This is a genomic window from Microtetraspora malaysiensis, from assembly GCF_050947145.1.
Taxonomy (GTDB): Bacteria; Actinomycetota; Actinomycetes; order Streptosporangiales; family Streptosporangiaceae; genus Microtetraspora_A; species Microtetraspora_A malaysiensis.
The window spans coordinates 8,123,733-8,136,749 of the sequence record NZ_CP191998.1; the positions used below are offsets into that span (position 1 = coordinate 8,123,733).

At 69.4% G+C, this 13,017-nt stretch carries 13 protein-coding genes; 7 read left to right on the forward strand and 6 right to left on the reverse strand.

Translation table 11 applies throughout. The annotated features are described in order from the left end of the window. Nucleotides 1–76 precede the first annotated feature (76 nt). Complete coding sequence (locus tag ACQP1V_RS37950; RefSeq protein WP_433415603.1) at nt 77–1,507, reverse strand: ATP-binding protein; 1,431 nt, start codon at nt 1,505–1,507, stop codon at nt 77–79. Nucleotides 1,508–1,738: 231 nt separating this feature from the next. Between ACQP1V_RS37950 and typA the strand changes: the two genes are divergently transcribed. The 3 genes from typA to ACQP1V_RS37965 all read left to right on the forward strand — a co-directional run bounded on the left by typA (nt 1,739) and on the right by ACQP1V_RS37965 (nt 4,563). Further along, complete coding sequence (gene typA, locus ACQP1V_RS37955; protein ID WP_387414586.1) at nt 1,739–3,592, forward strand: translational GTPase TypA; 1,854 nt, start codon at nt 1,739–1,741, stop codon at nt 3,590–3,592. 167 nt (nt 3,593–3,759) lie between these two features. Continuing rightward, entirely contained in the window at nt 3,760–4,371 is a 612-nt protein-coding gene (locus ACQP1V_RS37960; RefSeq protein WP_433415606.1) for a superoxide dismutase family protein, read from the forward strand. 51 nt (nt 4,372–4,422) lie between these two features. Then, nucleotides 4,423–4,563: a hypothetical protein gene (locus tag ACQP1V_RS37965; RefSeq protein WP_387414590.1), complete on the forward strand. Its 141-nt coding sequence runs from the start codon at nt 4,423–4,425 to the stop codon at nt 4,561–4,563. 101 nt (nt 4,564–4,664) lie between these two features. On the opposite strand, the gene ACQP1V_RS37970 is transcribed toward ACQP1V_RS37965, so the two are convergent. The 5 genes from ACQP1V_RS37970 to ACQP1V_RS37990 form a co-directional block, all read right to left on the reverse strand. Then, nucleotides 4,665–6,206, reverse strand: coding sequence for a helicase HerA-like domain-containing protein (locus ACQP1V_RS37970; RefSeq protein ID WP_433415609.1), 1,542 nt, complete (start codon nt 6,204–6,206; stop codon nt 4,665–4,667). Then, nucleotides 6,203–7,006, reverse strand: coding sequence for a polysaccharide deacetylase family protein (locus tag ACQP1V_RS37975; protein WP_433415612.1), 804 nt, complete (start codon nt 7,004–7,006; stop codon nt 6,203–6,205). Before ACQP1V_RS37975 ends, ACQP1V_RS37970 begins: the two co-directional genes overlap by 4 nt. A gap of 24 nt (nt 7,007–7,030) precedes the next feature. Further along, nucleotides 7,031–7,336 (reverse strand): hypothetical protein, encoded by a 306-nt coding sequence (locus ACQP1V_RS37980; RefSeq protein ID WP_387414595.1) that lies wholly within the window; start codon nt 7,334–7,336, stop codon nt 7,031–7,033. A 426-nt stretch (nt 7,337–7,762) separates the two neighbouring features. Continuing rightward, the gene (locus ACQP1V_RS37985) at nt 7,763–8,893 is read right to left on the reverse strand and encodes a sensor histidine kinase (RefSeq protein WP_433415615.1); all 1,131 of its coding nucleotides are present in this window, start codon (nt 8,891–8,893) and stop codon (nt 7,763–7,765) included. Then, the gene (locus ACQP1V_RS37990) at nt 8,890–9,543 is read right to left on the reverse strand and encodes a response regulator transcription factor (RefSeq protein WP_387414598.1); all 654 of its coding nucleotides are present in this window, start codon (nt 9,541–9,543) and stop codon (nt 8,890–8,892) included. The genes ACQP1V_RS37985 and ACQP1V_RS37990 overlap by 4 nt, the downstream gene beginning before the upstream one ends. 21 nt (nt 9,544–9,564) lie before the next feature. On the opposite strand from ACQP1V_RS37990, the gene ACQP1V_RS37995 reads away from it, so the two are divergent. Genes ACQP1V_RS37995 through ACQP1V_RS38010 form a run of 4 tightly spaced genes read left to right on the forward strand, consistent with a single transcriptional unit; the run spans nt 9,565 to nt 12,957 of the window. Further along, on the forward strand, nt 9,565–10,113 hold the full coding sequence (locus ACQP1V_RS37995) for a hypothetical protein (RefSeq protein WP_433415618.1): 549 nt from the start codon (nt 9,565–9,567) through the stop codon (nt 10,111–10,113). Further along, nucleotides 10,110–11,129, forward strand: coding sequence for a peptidoglycan-binding protein (locus tag ACQP1V_RS38000; RefSeq protein WP_433415621.1), 1,020 nt, complete (start codon nt 10,110–10,112; stop codon nt 11,127–11,129). Before ACQP1V_RS37995 ends, ACQP1V_RS38000 begins: the two co-directional genes overlap by 4 nt. Beyond that, on the forward strand, nt 11,126–11,782 hold the full coding sequence (locus ACQP1V_RS38005) for an ABC transporter ATP-binding protein (RefSeq protein WP_387414602.1): 657 nt from the start codon (nt 11,126–11,128) through the stop codon (nt 11,780–11,782). The genes ACQP1V_RS38000 and ACQP1V_RS38005 overlap by 4 nt, the downstream gene beginning before the upstream one ends. Next, complete coding sequence (locus ACQP1V_RS38010; protein ID WP_433415624.1) at nt 11,779–12,957, forward strand: ABC transporter permease; 1,179 nt, start codon at nt 11,779–11,781, stop codon at nt 12,955–12,957. The genes ACQP1V_RS38005 and ACQP1V_RS38010 overlap by 4 nt, the downstream gene beginning before the upstream one ends. The last annotated feature ends 60 nt before the right edge of the window (nt 12,958–13,017 follow it).

The following is a 13,017-nucleotide window of genomic DNA, read 5'->3' on the forward strand; positions in this document are numbered from 1 at the left end:
AGGTTTCCCACAGCCCGCCTCCCCCGATCGTGCTCGGAGAGGCGGGATCACCCCCGGTCCGGGAGCACACGACTTCTCAGCTCCGCCACGCCTGGAGCAGCTCCTCCGGCCCCACAACGGTCACCCCGGAGGTCGCGGAGCCACTGCGTGACACGGCGAACATCGGGACACCCGAGTCCGCGCCGGGCAGCTTCGCCCGATGCACGACCAACTCGGCCAGATCATGGGAGTCGAAGGGGCGATCCTCCAGCCACTTCACCGATCCCACCATGGTGATCTTCTTTGAGATCGGCTCGCGGTCGCCGCCCACCAGATCGATCTCGGGATCGTTTGTACGGGTCCAGTACCCGCCGACCGCGTTCGTGCCCGTGGGGAGGGTTCCCTCCGGCATGCGCCGCAACGACTCCCGTACGGTCGGCTCGATCGCCAGACCCCGCCATGACGTCCACGACGCGCGGATCCGGTGGAGCACCCGGTCTCCCCTGCCGCGTTCGATCTCCGGCAGCCCCGGCCAGATGAAAGCCAGCCAGAAGCGGAGATGGACGTCGGCGACGTGATACCTCGTCTCCCTGGACGGCCGGGACGAGAGCGGAAGCTCGGCTGTGACCAGCCGCTTCTCCAGGAGAAGCTGGAGCGCTCTGCTCAGCGTGGCATGGGACACCCCCGCAGCGGCCCTGCCGATGGATCCGAAAGTCCGCTGCCCCGTACCAATCGCGTTGAGAACGACCCTGGACTGGGCCTCCGGAGGGAACTCTCCGGCGAGTGATCTCTCACCGCTGACCACCAGCGCGGACGTCGGGTCGGTGACCGCTTCCGCCAGGTAGTCCCACAGCGAGGCGCCGCTCGGCCATTCGTCGCAGATCAGGGGCAGGCCACCGGACACCAGATACGCGTCGAACGCGTCGGCTGCCCCGAGTCCGAGCATCTCGCCGACGTCCGCCGGATCCAGCGCCGACAGGACCATCTCCGTCGCGCGCTGGTGGAAGGGCCGCCCGTAGTCGTTGAGCGCCTCCATCATCGAGAGGTCGGAGCCGATGCCGATGAGCAGCACCGGCATCCGCGAAAGCTCTCTGTCGAAGACCTTCTGCAAGGTCCCCTCGAAGCCCGGATCACCGGAGATCAGGTACGGAAGCTCGTCCAGGACGACGATGCCCGGCCCGTCCTGGGGCAGGGCTGCCGCGAGCAGCCGCATCGCCGCCTCCCACGATTCGAGCGTCACGGAATCGAAGAGAGACGCCCCCGGGAGAGTGGAGGCCGCCGCCTCGGCGGCGAACAATCGCAGTTCCTCACCCATCGGCCGTCCTGACGCGGTGAAGAACAGGTGAGGAACGCCGGAACGTTCGACGAATTCCTCCACAAGCCGGGACTTCCCCACCCGCCGCCGTCCTCTGAGGAGCAGCGCCCGCCCGGGACGGCCGATCGCGCCACCCGCCGCCGTCTTTCCCAGCCAGCGGTGGAGTCGCGCGAGCTCCCGCTGTCGGCCGATGAACCCGTGCACCACGCCCACCACGCCCTCATATGCTCATGAATGAGACCATCATCCGTGAGACTCTCATCAGTGAAACTATCAGCGGCGAGCGTGGGTATGTGCCAAATCGTGCGACCATGGCGCGCGGCGGTAACGCGCATCAACTAAAATCTGAAGGTCGCACTCGCGGCCAGACGTCTCGCGGCGGGACACGAGCCGGTTCCCGGGACGCGGACGGACAGCCCCAACGAACCAGAGCGAGACTCCACTATGCCATTGAACAGCCGCGACGACCTGCGGAACATCGCGATCATCGCGCACGTCGACCACGGCAAGACCACGCTGGTGGACGCCATGCTGTGGCAGTCCGGGGCGTTCCGGGCCAACCAGGACGTCGACGAGCGTGTCATGGACTCCAACGACCTCGAGCGCGAGAAGGGCATCACCATTCTCGCCAAGAACACCGCGGTCAAGCACGGGGGCATGACGCTCAACATCATCGACACCCCCGGCCACGCCGACTTCGGCGGCGAGGTGGAGCGGGGCCTGTCCATGGTGGACGGCGTCGTGCTGCTGGTCGACGCCTCCGAAGGTCCGCTGCCGCAGACCCGGTTCGTGCTGCGCAAAGCGCTGTCGGCCAAGATGCCGGTCATCCTGTGCATCAACAAGGTCGACCGGCCGGACGCCCGGATCACCGAGGTCGTCGACGAGGTCTACGAGCTCTTCATGGACCTCGACGCAACCGAGGACCAGATCGACTTCCCGATCGTCTACGCGTCCGGCAAGGCGGGCCGCGCATCCCTGAACCGTCCCCAGGACGGCGAGATGCCCGACTCCGAGAACCTGGAGCCGCTGTTCGAGACGATCACCTCGACGATCCCGGCCCCGGTATACGACCCGACCGCACCGCTGCAGGCGCACGTCACCAACCTGGACGCGTCCAGCTACCTCGGCCGGATCGCCCTCTGCCGGGTCCACCAGGGCACGATCAAGAAGGGCCAGCAGGTCGCCTGGTGCCGCACCGACGGCACCGTGCAGAAGGTGAAGATCTCCGAGCTGCTCATGACCGAGGCGCTGGAGCGCAAGCCCGCCGAGGAGGCGGGACCGGGCGACATCATCGCCATCGCCGGCATCCCCGAGATCATGATCGGCGAGACGCTGGCCGACGCGGACGACCCGCGCCCGCTGCCGCTGATCACCGTGGACGAGCCCGCGATCTCCATGACCATCGGCACCAACACCAGCCCGCTGGTCGGCAAGGTCAAGGGCTCCAAGGTCACCGCCCGCATGGTCAAGGACCGGCTCGAAAAGGAGCTGATCGGCAACGTGTCGTTGCGGGTGCTCCCGACCGACCGGCCCGACGCCTGGGAGGTGCAGGGCCGCGGCGAGCTCGCCCTGGCCATCCTGGTCGAGCAGATGCGCCGTGAGGGCTACGAGCTGACCGTCGGCAAGCCGCAGGTCGTCACCAAGGTGATCGACGGCAAGACGCACGAGCCGGTCGAGCGGCTCACCGTCGACTGCCCCGAGGAGTACCTCGGCTCCGTCACCCAGCTCCTCGCCGTACGCAAGGGCCGCATGGAGCACATGACCAACCACGGCACCGGCTGGATCCGGATGGAGTTCGTGGTCCCGGCCCGCGGCCTGATCGGCTTCCGTACCGAGTTCCTCACCGAGACGCGCGGCACCGGTCTGGTCCACCACGTCTTCGAGTCGTACGAGCCGTGGTTCGGCGACCTGCGCACCCGCAACAACGGGTCCCTGGTCGCCGACCGCTCCGGCCCGGTCACCGCGTTCGCCATGCTGAACCTCCAGGAGCGCGGCACGCTGTTCGTCTCTCCGACCACCGAGGTCTACGAAGGCATGATCATCGGTGAGAACTCGCGGTCCGACGACATGGACGTGAACATCACCAAGGAGAAGAAGCTCACGAACATGCGCTCCTCCACGGCGGACGAGACCGAGAAGGTCATCCCGCCGCGCGTTCTGTCGCTGGAGCAGGCGCTGGAGTTCATCCGCGAGGACGAGTGCGTGGAGATCACGCCCGAGACCGTCCGCCTCCGCAAGGTGGTCCTCGACGCCGCCATCCGCGGCCGGGCCGCCGCGCGGGCCAAGCGCTCCAACTGATCACAGCGAAACGCCCGCCCCGGCCGGCTCCCAATACGGGAGTCGTTCCGGGGCGGGCGTTCGCGTTCCCGGAGCCGTTTCCCGCCCCGGGCACGGGTCAGGCGTGGTTTCCTTCGTAACGCAAGGTAATCGGAAGGACGCTCATCGCACGAAGCAGGGGAGAGACCATGCCCGGAAGGACACACCTCGCGCTCGCCGTGACGCTCGCGCTCGGCACGGCGGTCATCGGATCCTCCGCCGCCGAGGCGGCGCCCGGCCACATCGCCCGACCACTCGACGCGACGCTGCGTGACGCGGCCGGCAAGCGGGTCGGCGTGCTGCGCGTCGAGGACGAGGGTCAGGCGACCCGGATCACCGTGAGCGTCTGGGGGCTGTCGGCCGGATTCCACGGCTTCCATGTCCATACCACCGGCAGGTGCGACGCCAGGGCCGTGGATCCGGCGACCGGGAGCCCGTTCGCCACGGCGGGCGCGCACCTCGACCTCGCCACACCCGGCGGCCACGGCGGGCACGGCGGCCACGACGGCGACCTGCCCGCGCTGCTCGTGGGCCAGAACGGCACGGCCCGCGCCTCCTTCGTCACCGACCGGTTCCGGGTCGCGCAGCTCGCCGACGCGGACGGCAGCGCCGTCGTCATCCACGCGCTGCCGGACAACTACGGGAACATCCCCTCCCGCTACACCCATCCGGCGGACACGACGGGCACCACGGGCGCGGACGCGACCACCCTGAAAGCCGGCGACACGGGCAACCGCATCGCCTGCGGCGTGCTCCGCTGACACCCCAAGTCACCGCCAAGCAGAGCGCAAGAGGCCGGCGGCACCATCAACGTGAGGAGAGCGCCACGGGGCCCGGCGCCTCCCACCGAGAGGGGGAATCCCGCCATGAAGTTCGCCACCGCGATCGTGTGCTCCACACAGATCGGCGCCTGGCTGCTCATCGGAGCGCTGGCGCTGCTGATGACCCGGTGAATCCGGTACGGCTCGCGCCACCGCGCGAGCCGTACAACCCGGTGGGGAACGGGCCTCGGAAATCGCGGGCGTCGGACCCGGAACCGGCGGCGCGGTGGAGCTCAGCGGCGGCGGCGGGCGGTGCCGAAGATCGACCGCGTGATCTCCCTGCCGAGGGCGGACGCCGCCGAACGCGCCAGCGACCGCAGCGCGGGCGAGCGGAGCACCCCCTCAAGCGGCGTCCTCTCCCCCGGCCGCTCCCGCGCCTCGCCGCGGCGTTCCCGTGGCTCCTCGGGCCTCTCCCGCCACCGCTCCGGCGTTTCGGCGGGTGCCGTGGGGGCGGGCGCTGGCGGGGCGAGCCGGGCGTTCAGCATCTCGTACGCCGATTCCCTGTCCACTGCCGTGCCGTACTTGGGGAGGAGTGAGGAGGAGGCGATGACCTGCCGGACCACGGCGGGGTCCGAGGGGGCCATCAGGCTCTCCGGGGCGCGCAGCCGGGTCCAGGCGACCGGGGTGGGCGCGCCCGTCTCCGACAGCACGGTCACCACCGCCTCCCCGATGCCGAGCTGGGTGAGCAGCTCCTCCAGGTTGTACGACGACGCGGGGAAGGTGGACACGGTCGCCCTCAGGTCCTTGGCGTCCTGGGGCGTGAAGGCGCGCAGCGCGTGCTGCACGCGCGAACCGAGCTGGCCCAGCACGTCGGAGGGCACGTCCTTGGGCGTCTGGGTGACGAAGAAGACGCCGACCCCCTTCGAGCGGATCAGCCGCACGGTCTGCGTGATCGCCTGCAGGAACGCCTTGGACGCCCCGTCGAAGAGCAGGTGCGCCTCGTCGAAGAAGAAGACGAGCGTGGGCTTGTCCGGGTCGCCGATCTCGGGCAGCCCCTCGAACAGGTCCGCGAGCAGCCACATCAGGAAGGTCGAGAAAAGCCGCGGCCGGTCCTGTACGGCGGGCAGTTCGAGGACGGAGATCACTCCCCTGCCGTCGGACGTCGTACGGAGCAGGTCGCGGGTGTCGAACTGGGGCTCGCCGAAGAACGCCTCCGCCCCCTGCGCCTGGAAGTTGATCAGCGCGCGCAGGATCACCCCGGCGGTCTGCGGGGCGAGCCCGCCGACGCCCTTCAGTTCTTCCGGGTTGTCGGTGAGGTGCTGGATGACCGCGACCAGGTCCTTCAGGTCCAGCAGCGGCAGGCCGTGCCGGTCAGCGAAGTAGAAGATCAGTCCGAGCGAGGACTCCTGGGTCTCGTTCAGCCCGAGCACCTTGGCCAGCAGCGTCGGCCCGAACGCGGTCGTCGTGGCCCGCAACGGGATGCCGTCGCCGATGCCGCCGAGCGAGAAGAACTCGGTGGCGCAGGCCTTCCCGGTCCAGGGCTGGCCGATCTCGGCGGCCCGCGCGCTCACCCGGTCGGAGGGCGCGCCGGGCGAGGCGAGGCCGGACAGGTCGCCCTTCACGTCGGCCAGGAACACCGGAACGCCCTGCGCGGCGAGCTGCTCGGCCATCATCTGCAAGGTCTTGGTCTTGCCCGTGCCGGTGGCGCCGGCGACCAGGCCGTGCCGGTTCATCATCCCGAGCGGGATCCTGATCTTCTCCGCGGGGTCGGCCCGCCCGTCCGCCACCAGCGCGCCCAACTCCAGCGCGGGCCCCTCGAAGTCGTAGCCCTTCATCGGTCGGAGTACCGCTTTCCCGGCTTGAGATCGCCGAAGAGCTCGGACACGGTCACGTACGTGAATCCCTTCTTGTCGAACACGTTCAGCAGGCGCGGCAGTGCTTCCACGGTCGTCTTGTGGATGTCGTGCATCAGGACGATCTGTCCTGGTTTCGCGGCCGTGCTGCGCTGGACGACGAGCTTGGGCACCCGGTCGCGCCAGTCGAGGGTGTCGACCGCCCAGAGAACCTGTCCGAGCCCGAGCCGCTTCGCCTCACCGGCCACCCTGCGGTCGGTCGCTCCGTACGGCGGCCGTAAGGCGTGCATACGAACGCCGGTCACCTCTTTGACCAGCCGCTCCGTACTGACGACCTCGTGTTTGAGCGCCGCGTCACTGAGCGAGGTGAGATCGCGGTGGTCCCACGTGTGGTTGCCCAGCTCGTGCCCCTCGGCGACCATGCGCCGCAGCACCGGCTGGTCCTCCTTGTGGATCATCTCTCCGACCAGGAAGAACGTCGCCCGGGCGTAGTGCTTGGCGAGCACGTCGAGGACGTGCGAGGTGTAGTTCCCCGGCCCGTCGTCGAAGGTCAGGGCCACGCACTTGACGTGCGCGCACGAGATGTGGCGAGGCTGCGGCGGCCGGGGCGTGCCGCTCGGTGCGGAAGAAGGCGAGGACGAGGGGGCCGGGGACGGCTGCGCGCCGGTCGGGCCGGTCGGACGGGGCGTCGGGGCGGGGCGCGGCCCGGCCGACGGGCGGGGCAACAGGACACCGCATCCGGACACCAGCAGCAGTGCCAGACAGGTGAGGCCGACCCGCATGTGTTCCCCCCGAGCTGGCGGGGATCAGGGATATCCCCTGGCCTTGTCCCCCCGTATGACCCTGGCCAGGTCCTCCCACCAGGGCGGCACGTTCGCTCGGAGATCGGCATATCTACGGGCCACCCGGATGGCACATCCGGAAGGGTCACTACCCACGTGACGGCGTTTCACGGAGGCCTCCTGCCAGCGGTAAAACCCGTCGCGATAGCTCACCACGAGGCCGATCCAGACCGACAGCGTGACGCCGTCGCCGATCTCGTACGCGTCGGAAACGCCGAGGGCGGCGAGCTCGGCGTGCAGTTTCGCCATCGCGTCCGCGGGCTCAGCCATCGCTCACACTCCGTGGCCGCAGAAGGGCACGGAAAGGACGGATCAATAGTTTTTGTTCGAGGACCGGAGAACTCATGGAGTAATCATGGGGCTCCAGCCCGTTACCTCGCAGGAATATTGGCCTGACCGTTGCTACGGGCATCTCCGTCGAGATCCCCGTGAGTCGCACTCTGGATGACTTCCCGAGGAAATGGGGCGGCCAAACGCCCACACACCACCATCTTCATCACGCTATGACAAAGCTCCCCCACCCCACCGTCACCACCGAAAGGGTGATGACCGACATCTGCGACTTTGATGGCTTGATGGCGCGAGTCACCCCAGCGGTATTTGGCGGTTTGTCGGTGAAGCCGCTCAGTGGGTGCGGCGGGGTGAGGCAGGACGCCGGTGACTTCGGCGATGGCTTCGCCGCCGGGTCGTCGTGCGTCACACGGCCTCTCGCGGCGAGGCGGTGCCTGGGCCCGGCAATCGTACGGTCACCACCAGGCCACCGCCGTCGCGAGGGACGGCCGTCACCGAGCCGCCGTGACCGCGGGCGATGGAGCGCACGATGGACAGGCCGAGGCCGAATCCCCTCCCGCCACCGGTACGCTCGCGGTTGAGCCGCCGGAACGGCTGGAACAGCGACTCGATCTCGTAGTGCGGCACGATGGGCCCCGAGTTGGCCACGGTCAGCACCACGTCCTCGCCGACAGTCTCCGTGGTCACAGAGACGAGCCCGGAGGGCACATTGTGCTCGACGGCGTTCTCCACCAGGTTCTGCACCAGCCGTTCGAGCAGGATCGGATCGCCTCTGGTGATCGCGGCGGCCGCGCCGTCGCAGGGCACGCCGAGCTGGTCGCAGACGTGGCCGGCGATGTCGGCCAGGTCGACGGGGGTGCGCTCGGTGATGCCGTGCTCGGAGTCGGCCAGTGTGAGCAGGCCGTCTATCAGCCGTTCGTGCCGTTCGTTGACGGTCTGCAACGACGTGCCGAGCTGGATGCAGTCCTCCGAGGCACCCGGCCTGCTGACCGCGAGCTCCACCAGCGTCCTGTTCATGGCCAGCGGGGTGCGCAACTCGTGCGAGGCGTTGGCGACCAGCCTGCGCTGTCCGTCGAAGGCCGCGTCCAGTTGCTCCACCATCAGGTTGAAGGCGTCGGCCAGGTCGCGTACCTCGTCTTGCGGGCCGTCCATGACGATCCGTTCGTGCAGTCCCCGCCCCGCGCCCACGGACAGCCGCCGCGCGGTCTCGGTGACACGGTGCAGGGGCTGCAGCGCTCGGCCCGCCACCAGCCAGCCGAACCCGACCGAGGCCGCGCCGACCAGCAGCAACCCGATCGCGCCCTGCGATATCAGGGACGTGGTGGTCACCGTACGGATCCGTTCGCTCAGCATCTGCCGGCCCTCGTCCATCGGCGGCCCAGACGGCGTGGACGACAGGACGTGCTTGCCGCTGATGGCCGAGGGCACCTGCTGGGACACCAGCAGGGTCGTGACGCCGAGCAGCACCACTCCGCCCACCAGGAAGAACGCCGCGTATACCAGGGTCAGTCTGGCCCTGATCGTGAGCTTCTTCATGCGATGCGGTACCCGACTCCAGGAATGGTGTCGATCACAGGGACCTCCAGCTTGCGGCGCAGCTTCAGAATCGTCACCCGCACGACGCCGGTGAACGGGTCGGTGTGCTCATCCCAGGCCCGCTCCAGCAGGTCCTCGGCCGAAACCACCGCCCCATCGGCGCGCAGCAACTCGGCGAGTACGGCGAATTCCTTGCGCGACAGCGCGACGTAACGCCCGTCGCGATAAACCTCCCGCCTGGCCAGATCCATCCGGAGGCCACGGCGGCTGAGGACCGGAGGCGTGATGTGCCCGGTGCGCCGCAGCAGCGCCTGCACTCTGGCCGACAACTCGGCCAGTGCGAACGGCTTGGACAGGTAGTCGTCAGCGCCGAGCTGGAGGCCCGCCACCCGATCCCGTACGGCCGCAGCAGCGGTCAGCATGAGAACACGGGTTCGTGAGGTCGATTCCACAATCGATCGGCACACGTCGTCGCCGTGGACGGCAGGAAGATCACGGTCAAGGATGACCACGTCGTAGTCGTTCACTTCCAGCCGCTCCAGCGCCGAGCCACCGTCGTTGACCACGTCAACGGCCAGCGCGTCGCGACGCAGCCACTCGGCGATGCCGTCGGCCAGCACCGGTTCATCCTCAACGATCAGAACACGCACGCTCAGAAGTTCTATCCGGTTGTGTGTATCGCCACGGTTAACGTTCGCGCTAACGCCACGGTAATCGGCTCTGCGATGAACTCCGGGGCCATGAAGACGAAGACGCTGATCACGCTCCTCGCCGTGGGCCTCCCCCTGACTGCCTGCGGCGCCCAACCCGAGCCCAGGGTCGCCACCGCGAGCGGCGCCACGGCGAACGTGGCCGCGAGCCCTTCGGCCGCCGGTGACGGAGAGGTGGCCTTCGCCCGGTGCATGCGAGGTGAAGGCATCGACATCAAGGACCCGACCGACGGCCGCTTCCAGGTCAGCAGCGACATCGCCGAGAAGGAGAAGATGGACGCGGCGATGGCCAAGTGCGGTCACCTCCTCCCCGGCGGACAGGGAGGCAAACCGAGTACTCAAGATCTCGATAGCGCGCGCAAGCAGGCAAAGTGCATGCGCGAGAACGGATACCCCAAGTTCCCTGACCCCGACCCCAGCGGAAGGCTCCAGCTGGATTTCGGAGCCCTCGGAGCCAGCCCTGACGACCCGAAGTTCAAGGCCGCGATGGAAAAGTGCCGCACGGCATGACCGGCCGGATCGCGGCCGGGTTGCTGATCCTTGCAGCGGGCTGCGCCACCATCGCGGTGATCGTGCTCGGCGGGCGCGGCGACGAACCGGCCACCCGCGACGCCGCGCCCGCCGCCGTCGCCGAGGTCACCAAGCAGGACCTGGCCGACACCACGACGGCCACGGGGATCGTGGGCTACGGCCGCGAGCGCCCGCTCGCCGCGGCCGCTCCCGGCACGGTCACCGCGCTCCCCGCCGTCGGCTCGACGGTCCGTCGCGGTGGCGTGCTGTTCAAGGTCGACCAGGTCCCCACCGTGCTCCTGTACGGCAAGGTGCCTGCCTACCGGACGCTGCGGTCCGGCGTGCGAGGGGCCGATGTCCGGCAGCTGGCAGAGAACCTGCGCGAACTCGGCTATCGCGGTTTCACCGTTGACGACGTATTCAGCAAGGAGATCGCGCAGGCCGTACGCAAGTGGCAGAAGGACCTCGGCGTCAAGCAGACCGGCATGGTCGAGTTCGGCCGGGTCGTCTTCCAGCCGGACGCCATCCGCGTCAACGACCAGACCTCAGGGCCTGGGACGCTCGTCCATCCGGGCTCTCCACTCCTGACTGTCACCGGGACCGAGCACCTGGTCACCGTACGGCTGGACGAGACCGAATACCGGCTGGCCAAGATCGGCGCGACGGCGACGGTCAAGACACCGGCCGGCGAGCCGGTCCAGGGAAAGGTCGCGACCGCGCAGTTCGTAGTCAATTCCGATCAGGGAGGCACGACCACGAAAGTGGAGCTGACCGTGGCGATCGGGGCCGTCGGCTACGACCGGGCGGCGGTCGATGTGACGCTCGTCTCCGAGGTGCGCGAGGGCGTCCTCACGGTGCCGGTCGCGGCGCTCCTGGCACTGTCCGAGGGCGGGTACGGCGTCGAGCTCGCGGACGGCCGGATCGTTCCGGTCCGGACGGGACTGTTCGCCGGCGGGCGTGTCGAGGTGTCGGGACAGGGACTCACCGCCGGCCTGAAGGTGGGGATGCCGACATGATCGCGCGACTCGAGGGCGTCACCAAGGCCTACCCCGGTGGTGTCATCGCGCTGGATGACGTCTGGCTGGAGATCGAGGAGGGCGAGCTGCTGGCCATCGTCGGTCCGTCCGGGTCGGGCAAGTCCACCATGTTGCACGTCCTCGGCACCTTGGACCGGCCGACCAGCGGCCGGGTGCACCTCGACGGCCAGGACGTGGCCGCGTTGCCGGACCGTGCCCTGTCGGAGCTTCGGGCCACCAGGATGGGGTTCGTGTTCCAGCAGTTCCACCTGACCACAGGGGCGTCGGCGCTGGACAACGTGGCCGACGGGCTGCTGTATGCGGGGGTGCCGCTCGGGCAGCGGCGCGCCCGCGCGCTGGAGGCGCTCGACCAGGTGGGCCTCGGCCATCGCGTACGGCACCGGCCGCACGAGCTGTCCGGCGGCGAGCGGCAGCGCGTGGCCATCGCCAGGGCGGCCGTGCGCAGGCCTGTCTTGCTGCTGGCCGACGAGCCGACGGGCAACCTCGACTCGGCGGCGGGCGCGGGCGTGCTCGCGCTGCTACGGGAGCTGAACGCGTCAGGGACCACGATCGTGGTGATCACGCACGACCTGGAGATCGCGCACGCCCTGCCCAGGCAGGTGCGCATGCGGGACGGGCGGGTGCTGCCATGACGGCGCTGTCGGCCAGGGACGTGATCAGGGTGGGCGGGGCCGGGCTGCGCACCCGGCCGCTGCGAGCCCTCCTGTCGGCCCTCGGCATCGCCATCGGGATCGCCGCGATGGTGTCCGTCGTCGGGATCTCCGCTTCCAGCAGAGCCGATCTGGACCGGACCCTGGCCAGGCTCGGCACCAACCTGCTCACGGTCGCGCCGGGCCAGACCGTCTTCGGGAAGCAGGCGCAGCTGCCGCAGGAAGCGGCGGCCATGATCCGCAGGATCCGCCCGGTGACGGGCGCCGCCGCCACCGCGCTGCTGCCCGACGCGCACGTGTACCGTCACGATCGGATCCCTGCCGCCGAGAGCGGCGGCATCGCCGTCGTCGCCACAGAGCTCACCGTCCCCGATCTCATCGGGGCGACCGTGGCGCGAGGAACCTGGCTCAACGCCGCGACGGCCCGGTACCCGGCCGTCGTGCTCGGCTCGACGGCGGCCGAACGGCTGGGCGTCACGGCACTGGGACGGCAGGTGTACCTGAGCGGACACTGGTTCACCGTCATCGGCTTGCTGGACGCGGTGCCGCTCGCGCCGGAGTTGGACTCCTCCGCACTGATCGGCTGGCCCGCTGCCGCAAGGTACCTGTCGTTCGACGGGCATCCGACCACGATCTACACCCGAACCGAGGACTCGGCCGTGGAAGCGGTGCGCGCCGTGCTGGCCGCCACCGCCAAACCTCAGGTGCCCGGCGAGGTGAACGTGTCCAGGCCGTCCGACGTGCTCGCCGCTCGCCAGGCGACAAACCGGGCGCTGACCGGCCTGCTGCTCGGCCTCGGCGCGGTCGCCCTGGTCGTCGGGGGCGTGGGCGTGGCCAACACCATGATCATCTCGATCCTGGAACGCAAGGCCGAGATCGGGCTGCGCCGGTCACTCGGCGCTACGCGGGGGCAGATCCGCATCCAGTTCCTGACCGAAGCGCTGCTGCTGTCCGGCCTCGGCGGCCTCGGCGGCCTGTTCCTGGGCGCCGCGGTGACCGGTGTGTACACGGCCATCCAGGCCCTGCCGATGGTGATCCCCGTCTGGGCGCCGGCCGGCGCCCTGGTCGCGACCCTGCTGATCGGCAGCCTGGCCGGTCTCTACCCCGCCATCCGTGCCAGCCGCCTGGCCCCTACAGAGGCGCTGGCCTCGCCCTGACCAGCCGCTCAGCATCGGTCACCTCGCCGCTGCTCTACGACGGCCACCACCCAGAACCAG